The following is a 13,002-nucleotide window of genomic DNA, read 5'->3' on the forward strand; positions in this document are numbered from 1 at the left end:
GCCGTGTGGTGGGGGAGCGGTCCGCACCGACGCTACCCACACTCGTTGCACGACGTGCAGCCACTTTCACCGGCCGCGTCGACTACACCCGGATCTGCAGCTCGGTCAGCCGGGCGAAGCCCAGCTGCGAGGGCTCCTCGTCCGGTTCCGCGAGCCGTAGGTCGTCGAAGCGATCGAACAGGGCCCGCAGCGCGACCTCGGTCTCCTGCCGGGCGAGCGCCGCACCGAGGCAGTAGTGGGCGCCCTGGCCGAACCCGAGGTGCCCCTCGCCGCGGCCGGTGTCCCGCCGGACGTCGAGGTCCTCGGGCCGGTCGCGGACGCGGGGGTCGAAGTTCGCGGTCAACAGCCCGGCCATCACGGTGGACCCCTCGGCGACGGTGACGTCACCGACCCGCACGTCCGCCGCGGCGTAGCGGGGCAGGCTGGTCGGGATCGGGCCGCAGGTGCGCACCAGCTCGTGCACCGCCCGGGGCCAGAGCTCCGGGTCCGACCGCAGCGCCGCGACCTGGTCCGGCCTGGTCAGCAGGGCCAGGGTCGCCTTGGAGATCAGGTGCGCGGTCGTCTCGAACCCGGCCGTGACGAGGTCGAAGACCAGAGTGGTCATCTCGCGCTCGGTCAGGCGGTCGCCGTCGTCGGAGTGGACCCGGACCAGCGCGGTGACGAGGTCGTCGGCGGGCTCGGCGCGCCGCTCGGAGATCAGCTGCCGCACCTGGGCCACGACCGCCCGTGCCGCCTCGGGCATCCGCTCCGGCTCCGGGGCGACCATGAGCCTTCCCAGCTCCCGCCACGCGGGACGCATGTCCTCCGGCACCCCCACCAACTCGCAGATCACGGCGATGGGCAGCGGGTAGGAGAACGCAGCCACGAGGTCGACCGCGCGGCCACCCGCCGCAGCGGCGGCGACGTCGTCGAGCAGTCCGTCGGTGATCGTCTCGACCCGCGGTCGCAGGTCGTTCACCCGCCGCACGGTGAAGGCGCGGGACACGAGCTTGCGCAGCCGCGTGTGGTCGGCGCCGTCGCGGGTCAGCAGGTTGGCGCCCAGGAAGTCCAGGTCGGGCGGGATCCCGATCTGCGCGAACAGGGCCGAGACGGCGTTCTCCGCGCCGTCGACCGACCCGGCGTCCGAGCGGAACCGCGGGTCGGTCAGCATGGCGCGCACGTCGTCGTGCCGGGTGACCATGTGGGCGCCCCGGGTGCCGATCCCGGGAACGTCCACGACCGGACCCGTCTCCCGGAGCCGTCCGAAGTCGGTGACCGGGCATCCGGTGGAGCCCGGTGCCGCCGCCGTGACGCCGTCGTCGGGTGTCGTGGTCGTGCTCATTTCTCCTCCTCCTCCGGGCGGATCAGCTCGCCGACGCGCTTCATGACGTCGAGCTGGGCGGGGTTGTAGAGCTCCTGCATCGCCGTGCCGACCGTGCGCCGGACGAACTGCGCGCCGCGCGGGGCGTCGGTGTGCGGTTCCTGCAGGCCCGGGTGGTCGGTGTAGAGCTGCCGGACGTAGGGGGCCATGCGTTCGGCGACGTCGCTGCGGGTCTGCTCGTCGGCGTCGGCGGGCAGGTGGTCGAACTCGTCGTCCACCGGCTCGGACGGCGAGTGCTGCAGCATGTCGGCGTATGCCTGCAGGCTTCGGGGGCCCAGCACGCGGGTCATGACCGTCACCAGTGAGCGGTCGGCGTCCGACATCTCGGTGGCGGTGGCCGGGGCGAACTCGGCGGGCAGGTCCGTGGGCCGGGCCTGGTGCAGGATGAGCCCGAGCTCGACGCGGGCCCGCTGGAGGCGTTCGATGGTGGTGGCGAGCTCGGCGTCGAGGGTGCGCAAGGCGTCCTCCGGGTGGTGGTCGGCGTCGCCCATGGCGGCGATCTGTTCCAGGGAGAACCCGAGGTCGGTGAGGCGCTTGATGCGCAGCACCCGGACCAGGTGGGCGACGCCGTACTGCTTGTAGCCGTTGGCGCGTCGCTGCGGCTCGCTGAGCAGTCCGACATCGTGGTAGTGCCGCACGGCGCGCAGGCTCGTGCCGGCGAGCTCGGCGATCTCGCGGGTACTCCAGGCCACGGGCGTCCCCTCTCCTCTGCGGAGCGGTCAGTGCACACCGTGCCGTCGCGGCATGGTCAAGGCCGGTGTTCGGACGTGGGAGTGACCTGCGTCACGCATCGCTCGTCTGCCGCCGACGCCGCACGGACCGGTAGGTCAGCGTGCGCAGCAGCGTCTCCGCGGGCCCGCGGACACCGGCGCGGTCGAGCACGTACGCCAGGACGACGGTGAGCAGCCAGCTCGCGACGGCGACCAGCATCACCGACCAGCTCGACAGGTGGGCGCCGAACGCCAGCCCCCACGCCGCGAGCAGCGGCACGAAGATCACCGACTGGGCCAGGTAGCCGCTCAGCGACCGCCGTCCCAGCGCCAGCAGGGCGCGCGCGGGCAACGGTGGCCTCGCCCGCCCACCGGGAGCCTGCGCGAGGCGCGCCGCGATCCGGTGCGCCACGAGACCGAACAGCGCGGCGTAGCCGATCCCGGCGAAGAACCCGGTGTAGATGTGCACCGAGCCGAATGCGGCCGGGTTCGGCAGGTCGAGTGCACCGACGTGCGCGAGCCCCTGGACGAGGCCTGCGCTCCAGCCGATCGCGATGCCGACGACCGCGGTGCGGCGCAGCAGGGTCAGGTACCGGGCCGGCTGCTCGAGCACGCGGTGCCGGGCGGCCAGGATGCCGAGCAGGAACGCGGCCGGCAGGACGACGGTGGCGAAGGCGGAGACCACCGTGGGCGCCCACATCACCAGGCGCAGCGGTATCGAGGCGAGGTAGCTCTCGGTGGCGACCGTGAGCTGCTGCGGGTTCGGTGGCAACGCCCCGGCGGGCGCGAGCTGTCCGAGCGCCGCGGTGGCGACGGAGAACAGCGCACCGACACCGAGCAGGACGCCGATCCAGACCTTCAGGACGCGGTCGCTGCGGTTCAGGAACAACGGCACCAGGACCAGCCCCATCAGGCCGTACGTGCCGAGGATGTCGCCCTGCCAGAGCAGCGCGGCGTGGGCCAGGCCGAGGCCGAGCAGCCACCAGTGCCGGGTGCGCAGGAGCCGTCGCGCGTCGCGTACCGAGGTGCCGCCCGCGACCTGGCGGGAGTACATCTGGCCGATCCCGTAGGCGAACAGGAACGCGAACATCGTGTGCGTACGCCCGTCCACCGCGACGATCGTGACCGTCTGCGCGACCCGGTCGGCGACGCCGCCGTCCGCGGGATGCATCAGCGTGACGCCGATGTCGGAGGTGAACAGGAACCATGGAACGTGCGCCAGCGCGATGAGCAGCAGCATCGTCCCGCGGGCGAGGTCCGGGGCGAGCGTCCGCTCGGCCACGGGCGTCGGACTCGCGGTGGGCGGGCCGGAGCCCGTTCGAGAGCGGGTGGGGGTGGTACTGGACACGGGAACGGTTCCTCTCAGCGGCGGACGTTCCCCAGTGGAAACTGTGTCGTCGGGGCACACTCAAGCCGCGATCGGCGACGGTGGACCACCCGTTCGCGCGCTCAAGGCGTGGGCCGAGGCGCGTGGCTACGACCGCCCCCGGGCCGCCCGCGACCTCGGTGCCGACCCGCCCGACGACCCCGCGGACTGACGGACGCCGTTCAGCGGGCGGCGAGCCCCGCGCGCGGCTCCCAGCCGAACAGGCGGCGCGCCTTGGCGACACTGATGGCCCCTGCGTCCGGGCGCTCCAGGTCGCGGACCGGCGGGGCGTCGTCGCCGTAGGCCCTGGCGACCAGGTCGGCCAGGGGCTCGCCGCGCAGGTTGTCCGGCTGCGCGGCGTAGACGACCTCGTGCCCCGGGGTGTCCGCGGTGGCCGCGCGCAGGGCCAGGTCGCCGAGGTCGTCGGCGTCGACGAACGTCCACTGGTTGAACGACGGCGCGAGCTCCGCCTCGCGGGTCCGCTCGATGAAGCCGCCGTACATCTCCCCGGTGGTCACCAGGGACGGGCGGATCGAGACCGCGGTGACCGGCGCGGCGTTGTCCCGGCGGCGTACCAGCGCGTCGAGCATGTGCTCGCCGAGCACCTTGGACAGCGCGTAGGCCTCGCGCGGGCGCAGCGGGTGGTCCTCGTCGACGGGCAGGTAGTCGGGCAGCAGGACGGGATCGCCGGTCATGTAGCCGGGCGCGGTCTCGCTGGACATCGATACCAGCCGCGGCACGCCGACGGTCCGGACCGCCTCGGTGACATGGAACAGCGCCGGGACGTTCGTGTCGAAGATCGCGACCTCGGTGTCCTGGAACGGCTCCGGGATGCCGGCGGTGTGCACGACGGCGTCCGGGCGCACGCGCCCGACCAGGTCGACGGTCTGGCCGAAGTCGGTGAGGTCGGCGCGCAGGTAGGGCGCGGCCGACGGGTCGGTCGGGCCGTAGGACGGCGGCCCCTGGTCGGTCGCGGTGACGTCGTGGCCGGCCTGCTGCGCGGCCGCCACGGTGGCGCGGCCGACCTTGCCCAGTGCTCCGGTGACGAGAAGCCTCATGCGGTCCGGGTTCCCCGATGTGATCGTCGGAAACGACCGGCCGATGCGGGAGGGGGCTCAGGCGGGAACGTGCCCGGTGATGCCGGACAGGACCGCGGCCAGGCGGGCGTCGGACTCGGCCAGGGCGTCGACGTCCCAGGTCGACGACGTGACCAGCAGCTCGTCGGCCCCCGTGCGCTCCACCAGCGCGTCGAGTCGCTCGGCGACGGTGTCCTCGTCGCCTGCGATGGTCCGGGACAGGGCCCGGTCCAGGTCGCGGCGCTGCCGCTCGGTCATGCGCCGGTGTGGGTCGGGGGGCTCCAGCGGCGGGAACTCCCCGGTCGTGCGGGCGGCGGCCAGCGCCCACGCCTCGGACAGTGCGAGGTCCGGGTCCCCGATCAGCACGTCGGCCGAGACGACGAGGTGGGCGTCCGGGCCAGCCCGGTTCCGGTAGTCCTGCAGTGCCGCCCGGTCGTCGAGCACCGGCCCGCCGACCACGACCGGAAGGCCTCGGTCCCCGGCCACGGCCAGCCCCGCCCCGGTGGCCAGCAGGTAGAGCGGGACGGACCGGTCGATCCGCGGACGGACGGTGACCGCGGCCGTGCCGTCGAGATAGCCGCGCAGCTCGTCGAGGTCGGCGCCGAACCGCGCGTCGTCGGCGCCGCCGGAGCGCAGAGCCCGGCGGACCGGTTCGGTGAAGCCCGGGGTGCGTCCGATGCCGGCGTCGATCCGGCCCGGGTACAGCGCGGACAGCATCGCCAGCTGCTCGGCGACGACCAGTGGCTGGTGGTTGGGCAGCATGATCCCGCCGGAGCCCACCCGGACCCGTTCGGTGGCCCCGGCCACGGCCGCCATCAGGACCGGCGGGCTGCCGCTCGCGATGCCCGGCACGGCGTGGTGCTCGGCGACCCAGAACCGGTGGTACCCGAGCCGCTCGGCCCGCCGCGCCCGCTCCAGGGTGTGGTGCAGGGCAGCGGAGTCGGGCTCACCGGAACGGGTCCGCGAGCGGTCGAGCAACGAGAGGCGCACATCTCGTGCAACGGCCCGGGCGCCCGCGGTATTCGCCCCGCAGGGCGGGTGCTCATCCGCCGCCGAGCACGTCGTTCATGTCGCCGTCGCGGAACTCCCGCAGGATCCGGTGGAACTCGACGGGACCGCCGCCGAACTGCTCGTTGCGCCGCCGCGGCCTGCCCTCGAAGTTGTAGTAGCCCGGCGTGCACTCGGCCAGGAACCCGTGCTGGTCCACCGCCCGCTCGCGGATCGTGGCCACCCAGGCCTCCTCGCCGTCGCGGGTCGGCTCGATCGCGTCGATCCCGCGCTTCTCCGCCTCGGTGACGACCGCGGCGATGTGGGTGGCCTGCTCCTCGAGCACGTGCGCGAAGTTCACCGACGCCGAGTTCTGCCCGGCGCCGACGTGGAACAGGTTCGGGAACCCGCGGCTGACCCAGCCGTGCAGGGTGCTCAGCCCGTCCGACCACTTCTCGGCGAGCGTGAGCCCGCCCCTCCCGCGGATGTCGGCCCCGGCGCGGGTGGCCGGGTCGGCGCCGAGCTCGAAGCCGGTGGCGAACACGATCGCGTCCACCGGGTACTCGGTGCCCTGGACCACCAGGCCGCCCGCGGTGATCCGCTCGACGCCCTGTCCCGCGGTGTCGACCAGCGTCACGTTCTCCCGGTTGAACGTCTGCAGGTAGCGGTCGCTGAACGTCGGGCGCTTGCACATCTGCCGGTACCAGGGCTTCAGGGCGGCCGCGGTGGCCGGATCGTCGACGATCTCGTCGACCCGGGCCCGGATCTCGTCCATCTTCTCCGCGTCGGCGATCTCCAGGGCTTGCGCCAGGGTCTCGGTGCCGCGGGTGCGGGCGTAGCGCGCCACCCCGCGGATCGGGGCGGTGTCGGTCCACTTGTCGCAGACGCCGTCGCCGCCATGGGTGGGGGGCAGCATGTTCATCAGGTGCAGGAAGTCCTCGCGGCGGCGGCGCTGCCAGCCCGGCTCCAGCGAGGCCCACCACCGCTCGTCGTAGGGCTCGTCGTCGCGGGTGTCGACCGAGGACGGCGTCCGCTGCACCACGTAGAGGTGCGCGGCGCCCTCGGCGAGGTGCGGCACGCACTGGATGGCCGTCGCGCCGGTGCCGATCACCGCGATCCGCTTGTCGCCGATCCGGTCCAGTCCGCCGGTCGCGTCGCCGCCGGTCCAGCCGAAGTCCCAGCGGCTGGTGTGGAACGTGTGCCCGGCGAAGTCGGCGATGCCCGGGATGCCGGGCAGCTTGGGCCGGTTGAACGGCCCGGAGGAGATGACGACGTAGCGCGCGGTGAAGTCGTCGCCGCGGTCGGTGCCCGCGCGCCAGTGCCCGGCCGCGCCGTCCCCGCCGCCGTCCCCGCCGTCGTCGCCGGGCCGCTCCTCCCACCGCAGGGAGGTGACCTCGGTGCCCAGCAGCGCGTCGCGGTAGAGGTCGAAGCGCTCCCCGATGGCGCGGGCGTGCCCGCGGATCTCCTCACCCGGTGGGTACCTGCGGCTGGGAACGGTGCCGATCTCCTCGAGCATCGGCAGGTAGATCGACGACTCGATGTCGCAGGCGATGCCCGGGTAGCGGTTCCAGTACCAGGTGCCGCCCAGGTCGCCCCCGGTGTCGACGACCCGGATGCGGTCCAGGCCGGCGTCGCGCAGGCGGGCGGCGGCGACCAGCCCGCCGAACCCGCCGCCGACGACGAGGGCGTCGACGTGGTCGGTCACCGCCTCGCGGGTGTCGTCCCGGCCGGACCACGGGTCGTCGGCGTAGAAGCCGAACTCGCCGGTGGTCGCCTGGTACTGGCCGGAGCCGTCCGGGCGGATGCGGCGGTCCCGCTCGGCGCGGTAGCGCTCGCGCAGCCGGTCCATGTCCGCCGCGGTGGGGGTGTCGCCGCTGGTCCGGGCGGGCGAGCGGGTCACCAGGTCACCGGGAAACGGGCCAGACCGCGGACCAGCGAGGTGGTGCGCCACTCGAGCTCGCCGCCGACGTCGAGTGAGGGCAGGCGGGTCACCAGCGCGCGCAGCACGGTCTGCAGCTCCATCCGGGCGAGCGAGGCGCCGAGGCAGAAGTGCGGGCCGAAGCCGAACGCGACGTGCGGGCCGGGCTCCCGGCCCAGCCGCAGCTGCTCGGGGTCGTCGAACACCTCCGGGTCGCGGTTCGCGGCGTTCGTCGAGACCAGCACCGCCTCACCGGCGCGCACCGTACCGCCGGTGAGCTCGATGTCCTCGGTCGCGATTCGCGGCAGGCCTGCCTGACGGCCCAGCGGGGTGAACCGCAGCATCTCCTCGACCGCGGCCGGGATCCCGTCCGGGTCGGCGACCAGCGCCTCCCACCGGGAGCGGTCCGAAAGCAGCGTGTGGACCATGTTGCCGGTCATGTTCATGGTGGTCTCGTGGCCGGCGATCAGGATCGCCACCCCGAGGTTGACCATCTCCGGCTCGGAGAGCCGGTCGCCGTCGGTGTCGCGGGCGGTGATCAGCGCGGCCAGCAGGTCGTCGCCGAAGTCGTCGGGACGCTCACGGCGCTCGGCGATCAGCGACGCGATGTAGGAGTACAGGTCGGCGAACGCCTGCTGGCGCCGTTCGACGGGGACGTCGGAGGTGGACAGCGCGGCGTCCGCCCCGGCCCGGAACGTGTCGCGGCCCTGCAGCGGCACACCGAGCATCTCGCAGATCACGACCACCGGCAGCGGCATCGACACGGCGGAGACGAGATCGGCAGGCCCGCCGTCGGCGACGAGGTCGTCGATCAGCTTCTGCGCGATCTCCTCCACGTGCGGGCGGAGCTTCTCGACCCGGCGCGCGGTGAAGGCCGACGCGACCAGGCGGCGCAGCCGTCCGTGCTCCGGCGGGTCGATGTTGATGATCGACTCGGGCTGGCCCGGGCGCTCCGGGAGCGCCCGGGGCACGTCGGCCCCGACGACGGCGGCCCGGCTGAACCGCGGGTCGGACATCACGGTGCGGACGTCGTCGTAGCGGGTGACCAGCCAGCCCTCCTGTCCGTAGGGCAGGCTGACCCGGGTCAGCGGCTCGTCGCGGCGCAGCTCGGCGTAGCCCGGTGCGAAGTCGAGCTCCGTCGACTCGCCCAGCGGGTAGCTGCGGGCGACGGGACATCCCTGGGTCTCGGTGGTGGTCACGGTGTGTCCTCCGGCGGTCGTGGCGTGTGCTCGCCGGTCGCGACGACCCGGGGCGAGCGCTCCACCGCAATAATGGCAAATACTGCCAATCAGGCAGTAGATGACAACAATCTCACCGGGGCCGTACCGGGTGCGGGTAGGTTGAGCGCACCCCGCACGACCTCATCGACCGACAGGAGCGAGCATGACGGCGCCTGCACCCGAGACGACCCTGGACGGGCCCGAACGCCCGCAGCCCGGTCGACGGCCGATGAGCCCGGTGCGCCGCGCCCGGCTGCGGCTGGAGATCTCCCGGGCCGCGGTCCGGCTGTTCCGCGAGCATGGCGTCGCGGGTACCAGCGGGGAGCGGATCGCCGAGGAGGTCGGGCTGTCCGCGCGGACCCTGTGGCGCTACTTCCGCGCCAAGGAGGAGTGCGTGGAGCCGGTCCTCACGCGCAGCCTCGACTCGTTCGTCGACAACCTGCGCCGCTGGCCCGCCGACCGCACGCTCGACGAGCACCTGGTCGGGCGTTCCGGCCGGGACGCGGAGGCGGCCGCCGACGCCGAGGCGGCCCTGGTGGTGATCGGGCTGTCCCGGTCCGAGCCGGCGCTGCGCGCGGTCTGGCTGGTCGTCTACGAGCGGGCGGAGGCGACACTGGCCGAGCTGGTCGCCGAGCGCCTCGGCCGTGCGCCGGACGAGCTGGCCGTGCGGGTGCAGGCGGCGGCGATCGCCGGCGCACTGCGGATCACCAGCGAGGACCTCGCCGCCGCGCTGCTCGACGGCACCCGCTGCGACGACCCGGCCGCCCGTCTCGCCGAGGCCCTGCGCGCGGCCACCCACGGCGTCGCCGGGGACTCGCTGACGACCGGGCGCCCTTCGGTCGGCATCGACGTCGCCGCACGGGGCGACGAGTCTGCGCAGCGTGCTTGATAGCACACCAGGCAAAGTTGCACGCTCTGCAGTAATCGGTCTACGGTCTTCGTCGTGACCATGACCGCTTCTGCGCCCGACTCCACGGCCCGTGCCGTGCCGGCGGTCGACGCCCCCGCGCCCCACCCCTCACCCGACAACTCCGCGCCCACCAGCCGCGTCCACGTGCTGCAGGCACTGTCCGGACTGCTGCTGGCGCTGTTCGTGGCGATCCTGTCCAGCACGATCGTCTCCAACGCCCTCCCGCGGATCCTCGGTGACCTGGGCGGCAGCCAGGCGCAGTACACCTGGGTGGTGACCGCGTCGCTGCTGGCGATGACGGCCTCGACGCCGATCTGGGGCAAGCTCGCCGACCTGTTCAGCAAGAAGCTCCTGGTCCAGATCGCGATCACGGTGTTCATCACCGGTTCGGTGCTCTGCGGGATCTCGACGTCGACGCCGGAGCTGATCGCCTTCCGGGTGCTGCAGGGGCTCGGCATGGGCGGGCTGATGGCGCTGGCCCAGGTCGTCATCGCGGCGATCATCCCGCCGCGCGAGCGCGGCCGGTACTCCGGCTACCTCGGCGCGATCATGGCCGTGGCCACGGTCGGCGGGCCGCTGATCGGCGGCGTGATCGTGGACTCGGCGCTCGGCTGGCGCTGGTGCTTCTTCGTGACGGTGCCGCTGGCCGCTGTCGCGCTGGTCGTCCTGCAGAAGACGCTGACCGTGCCGACCATCAAGCGCGAGGTGCACATCGACTACCTCGGCGCGATCCTGATCGCGGCCGGCGTGTCGTTCCTGCTGCTGTGGACCTCGCTGGGCGGGCAGAACTTCGACTGGGTGTCGTGGACGTCGCTGGCCTGGGGTGGCGGCGGTGTCGTCGCGCTGGCGCTCGCCGTGTTCGTGGAGTCGCGGGTCAAGGAACCGATCATCCCGCTGTACCTGTTCCGCCAGCGCACGGTCGTGCTGGCCATCGTCGGCAGCCTGTTCGTCGGTGTCGCGATGTTCGGCTCGACGGTGTTCCTGAGCCAGTACTTCCAGCTCGCCCGCGGCGCGAGCGCCACCGCGGCCGGCCTGATGACCCTGCCGCTGATCGGCGGGCTGCTGGTCGCCTCGACCGTGGTCGGGCAGCTCATCAGCCGGTACGGGCGCTGGAAGCGCTACCTCGTGCTCGGCGGCGTGCTGCTGACGATCGGGCTCACGCTGGAGGCCGCGTTCCTCTCGGCGTCCATCCCGTACTGGCAGCTCGCGATCTTCATGCTGTTCGTCGGGCTCGGCGTCGGCATGACCCAGCAGAACCTCGTGCTCGCGGTGCAGAACACCGTCGCGATGCGTGACATGGGCTCGGCCAGCTCCACGGTGGCCTTCTTCCGCTCGCTCGGTGGCGCCGCCGGGGTCGCCGGCCTCGGCGCGGTGCTCAGCGGCACCGTCACCACGAAGATCTCCGACGGGCTCTCCGCGCTGGGCATCCCGGCGTCGGCCACGAGCTCGTCCGGGGGCGCGATCCCGAACCTGGCCACGCTGCCGGCCCCGATCCGCGGGGTGATCGAGAACGCCTACGGCGAGTCGGTCGCCCACGTGTTCCTGTTCGCCGCGCCGCTGGCCCTGATCGCGCTGCTCGCCATCCTGGCGATGCGCGAGGTCCCGTTGCGGAACACGATCGACATCGAGCCGGAGCCCGGGCCGGGGCCGTCCGCCGCCGTGTCCGACGGTGTTGGGCCCGACGGTGTTGGGCCCGACGGCGGGCGCGAGGGCGGCCCGCTCGACGGCGGGGGGCGCCACGAGGCCGTGTCGTCCGGGCTGTTCGGGACCGTGCGCCGGGACGGGCGGCGGGTCGGGGGAGCGCAGATGACCGTCATCGACCACAGCGGCCGGCAGATCGACCGCACGGTCACCGACGACCGGGGCGACTACCACCTGCCGATGGTGCCGGCCGGCACGTTCATGCTGATCTGCCGCAGCGCCGACCAGCCGGTGGTCACCAGGACCGACGTCCCGCCCGACGGCGCGCGCCGGGACGTCGACCTCGGTGTGCCGGAGTACGCGGTCGCCTCGAGCTGGACGGTGTGACCGTGGTGTCGGCCGTCGTGGAGGGCGAAGCCATCGGGCGTCGGGAACGCAAGAAGCTGGCGACCCGGGCGGCGTTGAGCGGGGCCGCACTGCGTCTCTCGGTCGAGCACGGTGTGGACCGGGTGACCGTCGAGCAGATCGCCGACGAGGCCGACGTGGCGGTCCGGACGTTCTTCAACTACTTCTCCAACAAGGAGGAGGCGATCGCCGCGGGCGACCTCGCCACCACCGTGTCGCTGGTCGAGGCCTTCACCGGCCTCCCCGCCGACGAGCCGCTGCTCGACTCGCTCCGGGAGGCGGCGCTGCTGGTGGTGACCGGCGACGCCTACCGCGACCGCGACCGCGTCGAGGAGATGCGCGCGATCCGCCGTGCGCCGGCACTGCTCCCGCACCTGCTCGCGGCCTACGCGGAGCAGGAACGGGCGCTCTCCGCGGCCGTCGCGTCCCGGACCGGCACCGACGCGGAGAAGGAGCTCTTCCCGGACCTGGTGGCCGCGACGGCGATGGCGGGGCTGCGGGTCGTCGTGCAGCGCTGGCTGGCCGCGCCGGCCGACGAGCTCGACGGGACCCGGCTCGCCGAGCTCGTCGAAGCCACGTTCGCCCAGCTCGCCGAGGGGCTGGCCACCCCGCCGCCGCGCCGATAGGACCGTGCAGACCGGAGAACACCGCCGGTCCCGATCACGGTGGGTCGTCGACCGGGCTGTTCCCTGCGCCTTTCCGTGTCCTGTCGTGGCGGTTTCCGGCTACACCCAGCGGTGCTGATCTTCGGTGGTGCACAACCGGGTGGAAGAGCGTCGCCCCCGCCACTTGCGCGCCGTTGAATCGGCATGCACGCGAATCCCGACGAACTCACAGGACCGATCCTCGACCGTCCGGTTCCCCGGGAACCGGCGGCCCCGAGCGGACGTCACCACCTCAGCGAGACGACCGTGGAACCCGAGGTCCACTCCGTCGACCCGGCCTGGATCGCCCTGCTCGTCCTGGGCTGCGCCATCGTCGTGGCGATGCTGCTGACCATGGTGCTCTGGCACTGACCTCCGCCGAATCCACCCGACCGTGTCGGCCTCCGGTGCTTCCGATCGTCGCCGGCGGGTACCTCCTGGTGCCCGACCCTGCCCAGCGCCGAGGAGGTCAGCATGTTCCGGGCCCGCAGACAGACACCCGAACCGCCCCGTTCTCGTGCTCCGGACGCGAGCCGGCGCGAGTGTTGGGGCCGGCTCGCGATGACCGTGCTCGGTAGCGGGCTGCTGTTCGCGCTGCTTCCGCTCGCGCTGCTCGCCTTCGCCTACTTCCTGCCGCTGCCGATGCTGGTCGTTCCCGCGGCCGCCGCGGCCGCCGCGGTCGTCTACGTGACCATGCGTACCCGGAGGACCGACGGCGGTTCGGGTGTCTGTCTGCGGGCCCGGAACATGCTGACCTCCTCGGCG

General features: G+C 73.2%; 11 protein-coding genes. 4 read left to right on the plus strand and 7 right to left on the minus strand.

Features of this window, described 5'->3' with window-relative positions:
• Positions 1-82 precede the first annotated feature (82 nt).
• From I4I78_RS07365 to I4I78_RS07395, 7 genes are all read right to left on the minus strand, one after another.
• Positions 83-1,321 carry a cytochrome P450 gene (locus I4I78_RS07365; RefSeq protein WP_218610458.1) on the minus strand — a complete coding sequence of 413 codons (1,239 nt, stop codon included), beginning with the start codon at positions 1,319-1,321 and terminating at the stop codon, positions 83-85.
• Positions 1,318-2,052 carry a MerR family transcriptional regulator gene (locus tag I4I78_RS07370; RefSeq protein WP_218610459.1) on the minus strand — a complete coding sequence of 245 codons (735 nt, stop codon included), beginning with the start codon at positions 2,050-2,052 and terminating at the stop codon, positions 1,318-1,320. Before I4I78_RS07370 ends, I4I78_RS07365 begins: the two co-directional genes overlap by 4 nt.
• A 91-nt stretch (positions 2,053-2,143) precedes the next feature.
• Positions 2,144-3,352 carry a DUF418 domain-containing protein gene (locus tag I4I78_RS07375; protein ID WP_308251959.1) on the minus strand — a complete coding sequence of 403 codons (1,209 nt, stop codon included), beginning with the start codon at positions 3,350-3,352 and terminating at the stop codon, positions 2,144-2,146.
• 266 nt (positions 3,353-3,618) lie between these two features.
• A complete protein-coding gene (locus I4I78_RS07380; RefSeq protein WP_218610460.1) occupies positions 3,619-4,494 on the minus strand; it encodes an NAD(P)-dependent oxidoreductase in 876 nt (291 codons plus the stop codon).
• 57 nt (positions 4,495-4,551) lie between these two features.
• Entirely contained in the window at positions 4,552-5,490 is a 939-nt protein-coding gene (locus I4I78_RS07385; protein WP_226379268.1) for an MsnO8 family LLM class oxidoreductase, read from the minus strand.
• A 64-nt stretch (positions 5,491-5,554) separates the two neighbouring features.
• Positions 5,555-7,399 (minus strand): NAD(P)/FAD-dependent oxidoreductase, encoded by a 1,845-nt coding sequence (locus I4I78_RS07390; RefSeq protein ID WP_308251960.1) that lies wholly within the window; start codon positions 7,397-7,399, stop codon positions 5,555-5,557.
• Positions 7,396-8,616: a cytochrome P450 gene (locus I4I78_RS07395; protein WP_218610462.1), complete on the minus strand. Its 1,221-nt coding sequence runs from the start codon at positions 8,614-8,616 to the stop codon at positions 7,396-7,398. The genes I4I78_RS07390 and I4I78_RS07395 overlap by 4 nt, the downstream gene beginning before the upstream one ends.
• A 184-nt stretch (positions 8,617-8,800) precedes the next feature.
• Here I4I78_RS07395 and I4I78_RS07400 point away from each other — a divergent pair, with 184 nt between their 5' ends.
• The 4 genes from I4I78_RS07400 to I4I78_RS07415 form a co-directional block, all read left to right on the plus strand.
• Complete coding sequence (locus I4I78_RS07400) at positions 8,801-9,526, plus strand: TetR/AcrR family transcriptional regulator (protein WP_226379269.1); 726 nt, start codon at positions 8,801-8,803, stop codon at positions 9,524-9,526.
• 60 nt (positions 9,527-9,586) lie between these two features.
• Positions 9,587-11,575, plus strand: a complete 1,989-nt coding sequence (locus tag I4I78_RS07405) for an MFS transporter (RefSeq protein ID WP_218610470.1) — start codon at positions 9,587-9,589, stop codon at positions 11,573-11,575.
• Positions 11,572-12,219, plus strand: coding sequence for a TetR family transcriptional regulator (locus I4I78_RS07410; RefSeq protein ID WP_218610464.1), 648 nt, complete (start codon positions 11,572-11,574; stop codon positions 12,217-12,219). The genes I4I78_RS07405 and I4I78_RS07410 overlap by 4 nt, the downstream gene beginning before the upstream one ends.
• Positions 12,220-12,798: 579 nt before the next feature.
• Positions 12,799-13,002, plus strand: a 204-nt coding sequence (locus tag I4I78_RS07415; protein WP_218610465.1) for a hypothetical protein, incomplete at its 3' end; no start/stop codon positions are given.

The sequence above is a fragment of the Pseudonocardia sp. KRD291 genome (assembly GCF_019263595.1).
GTDB lineage: Bacteria > Actinomycetota > Actinomycetes > Mycobacteriales > Pseudonocardiaceae > Pseudonocardia.

What these genes read in the sequence shown, in the direction of transcription:
- I4I78_RS07365 (WP_218610458.1), bottom strand. Translation starts at nt 1,321, where the DNA reads ATGAGCACGACCACGACACCCGACGACGGCGTCACGGCGGCGGCACCG.
- I4I78_RS07380 (WP_218610460.1), bottom strand. Translation starts at nt 4,494, where the DNA reads ATGAGGCTTCTCGTCACCGGAGCACTGGGCAAGGTCGGCCGCGCCACC.
- I4I78_RS07400 (WP_226379269.1), top strand. Translation starts at nt 8,801, where the DNA reads ATGACGGCGCCTGCACCCGAGACGACCCTGGACGGGCCCGAACGCCCG.
- I4I78_RS07405 (WP_218610470.1), top strand. Translation starts at nt 9,587, where the DNA reads ATGACCGCTTCTGCGCCCGACTCCACGGCCCGTGCCGTGCCGGCGGTC.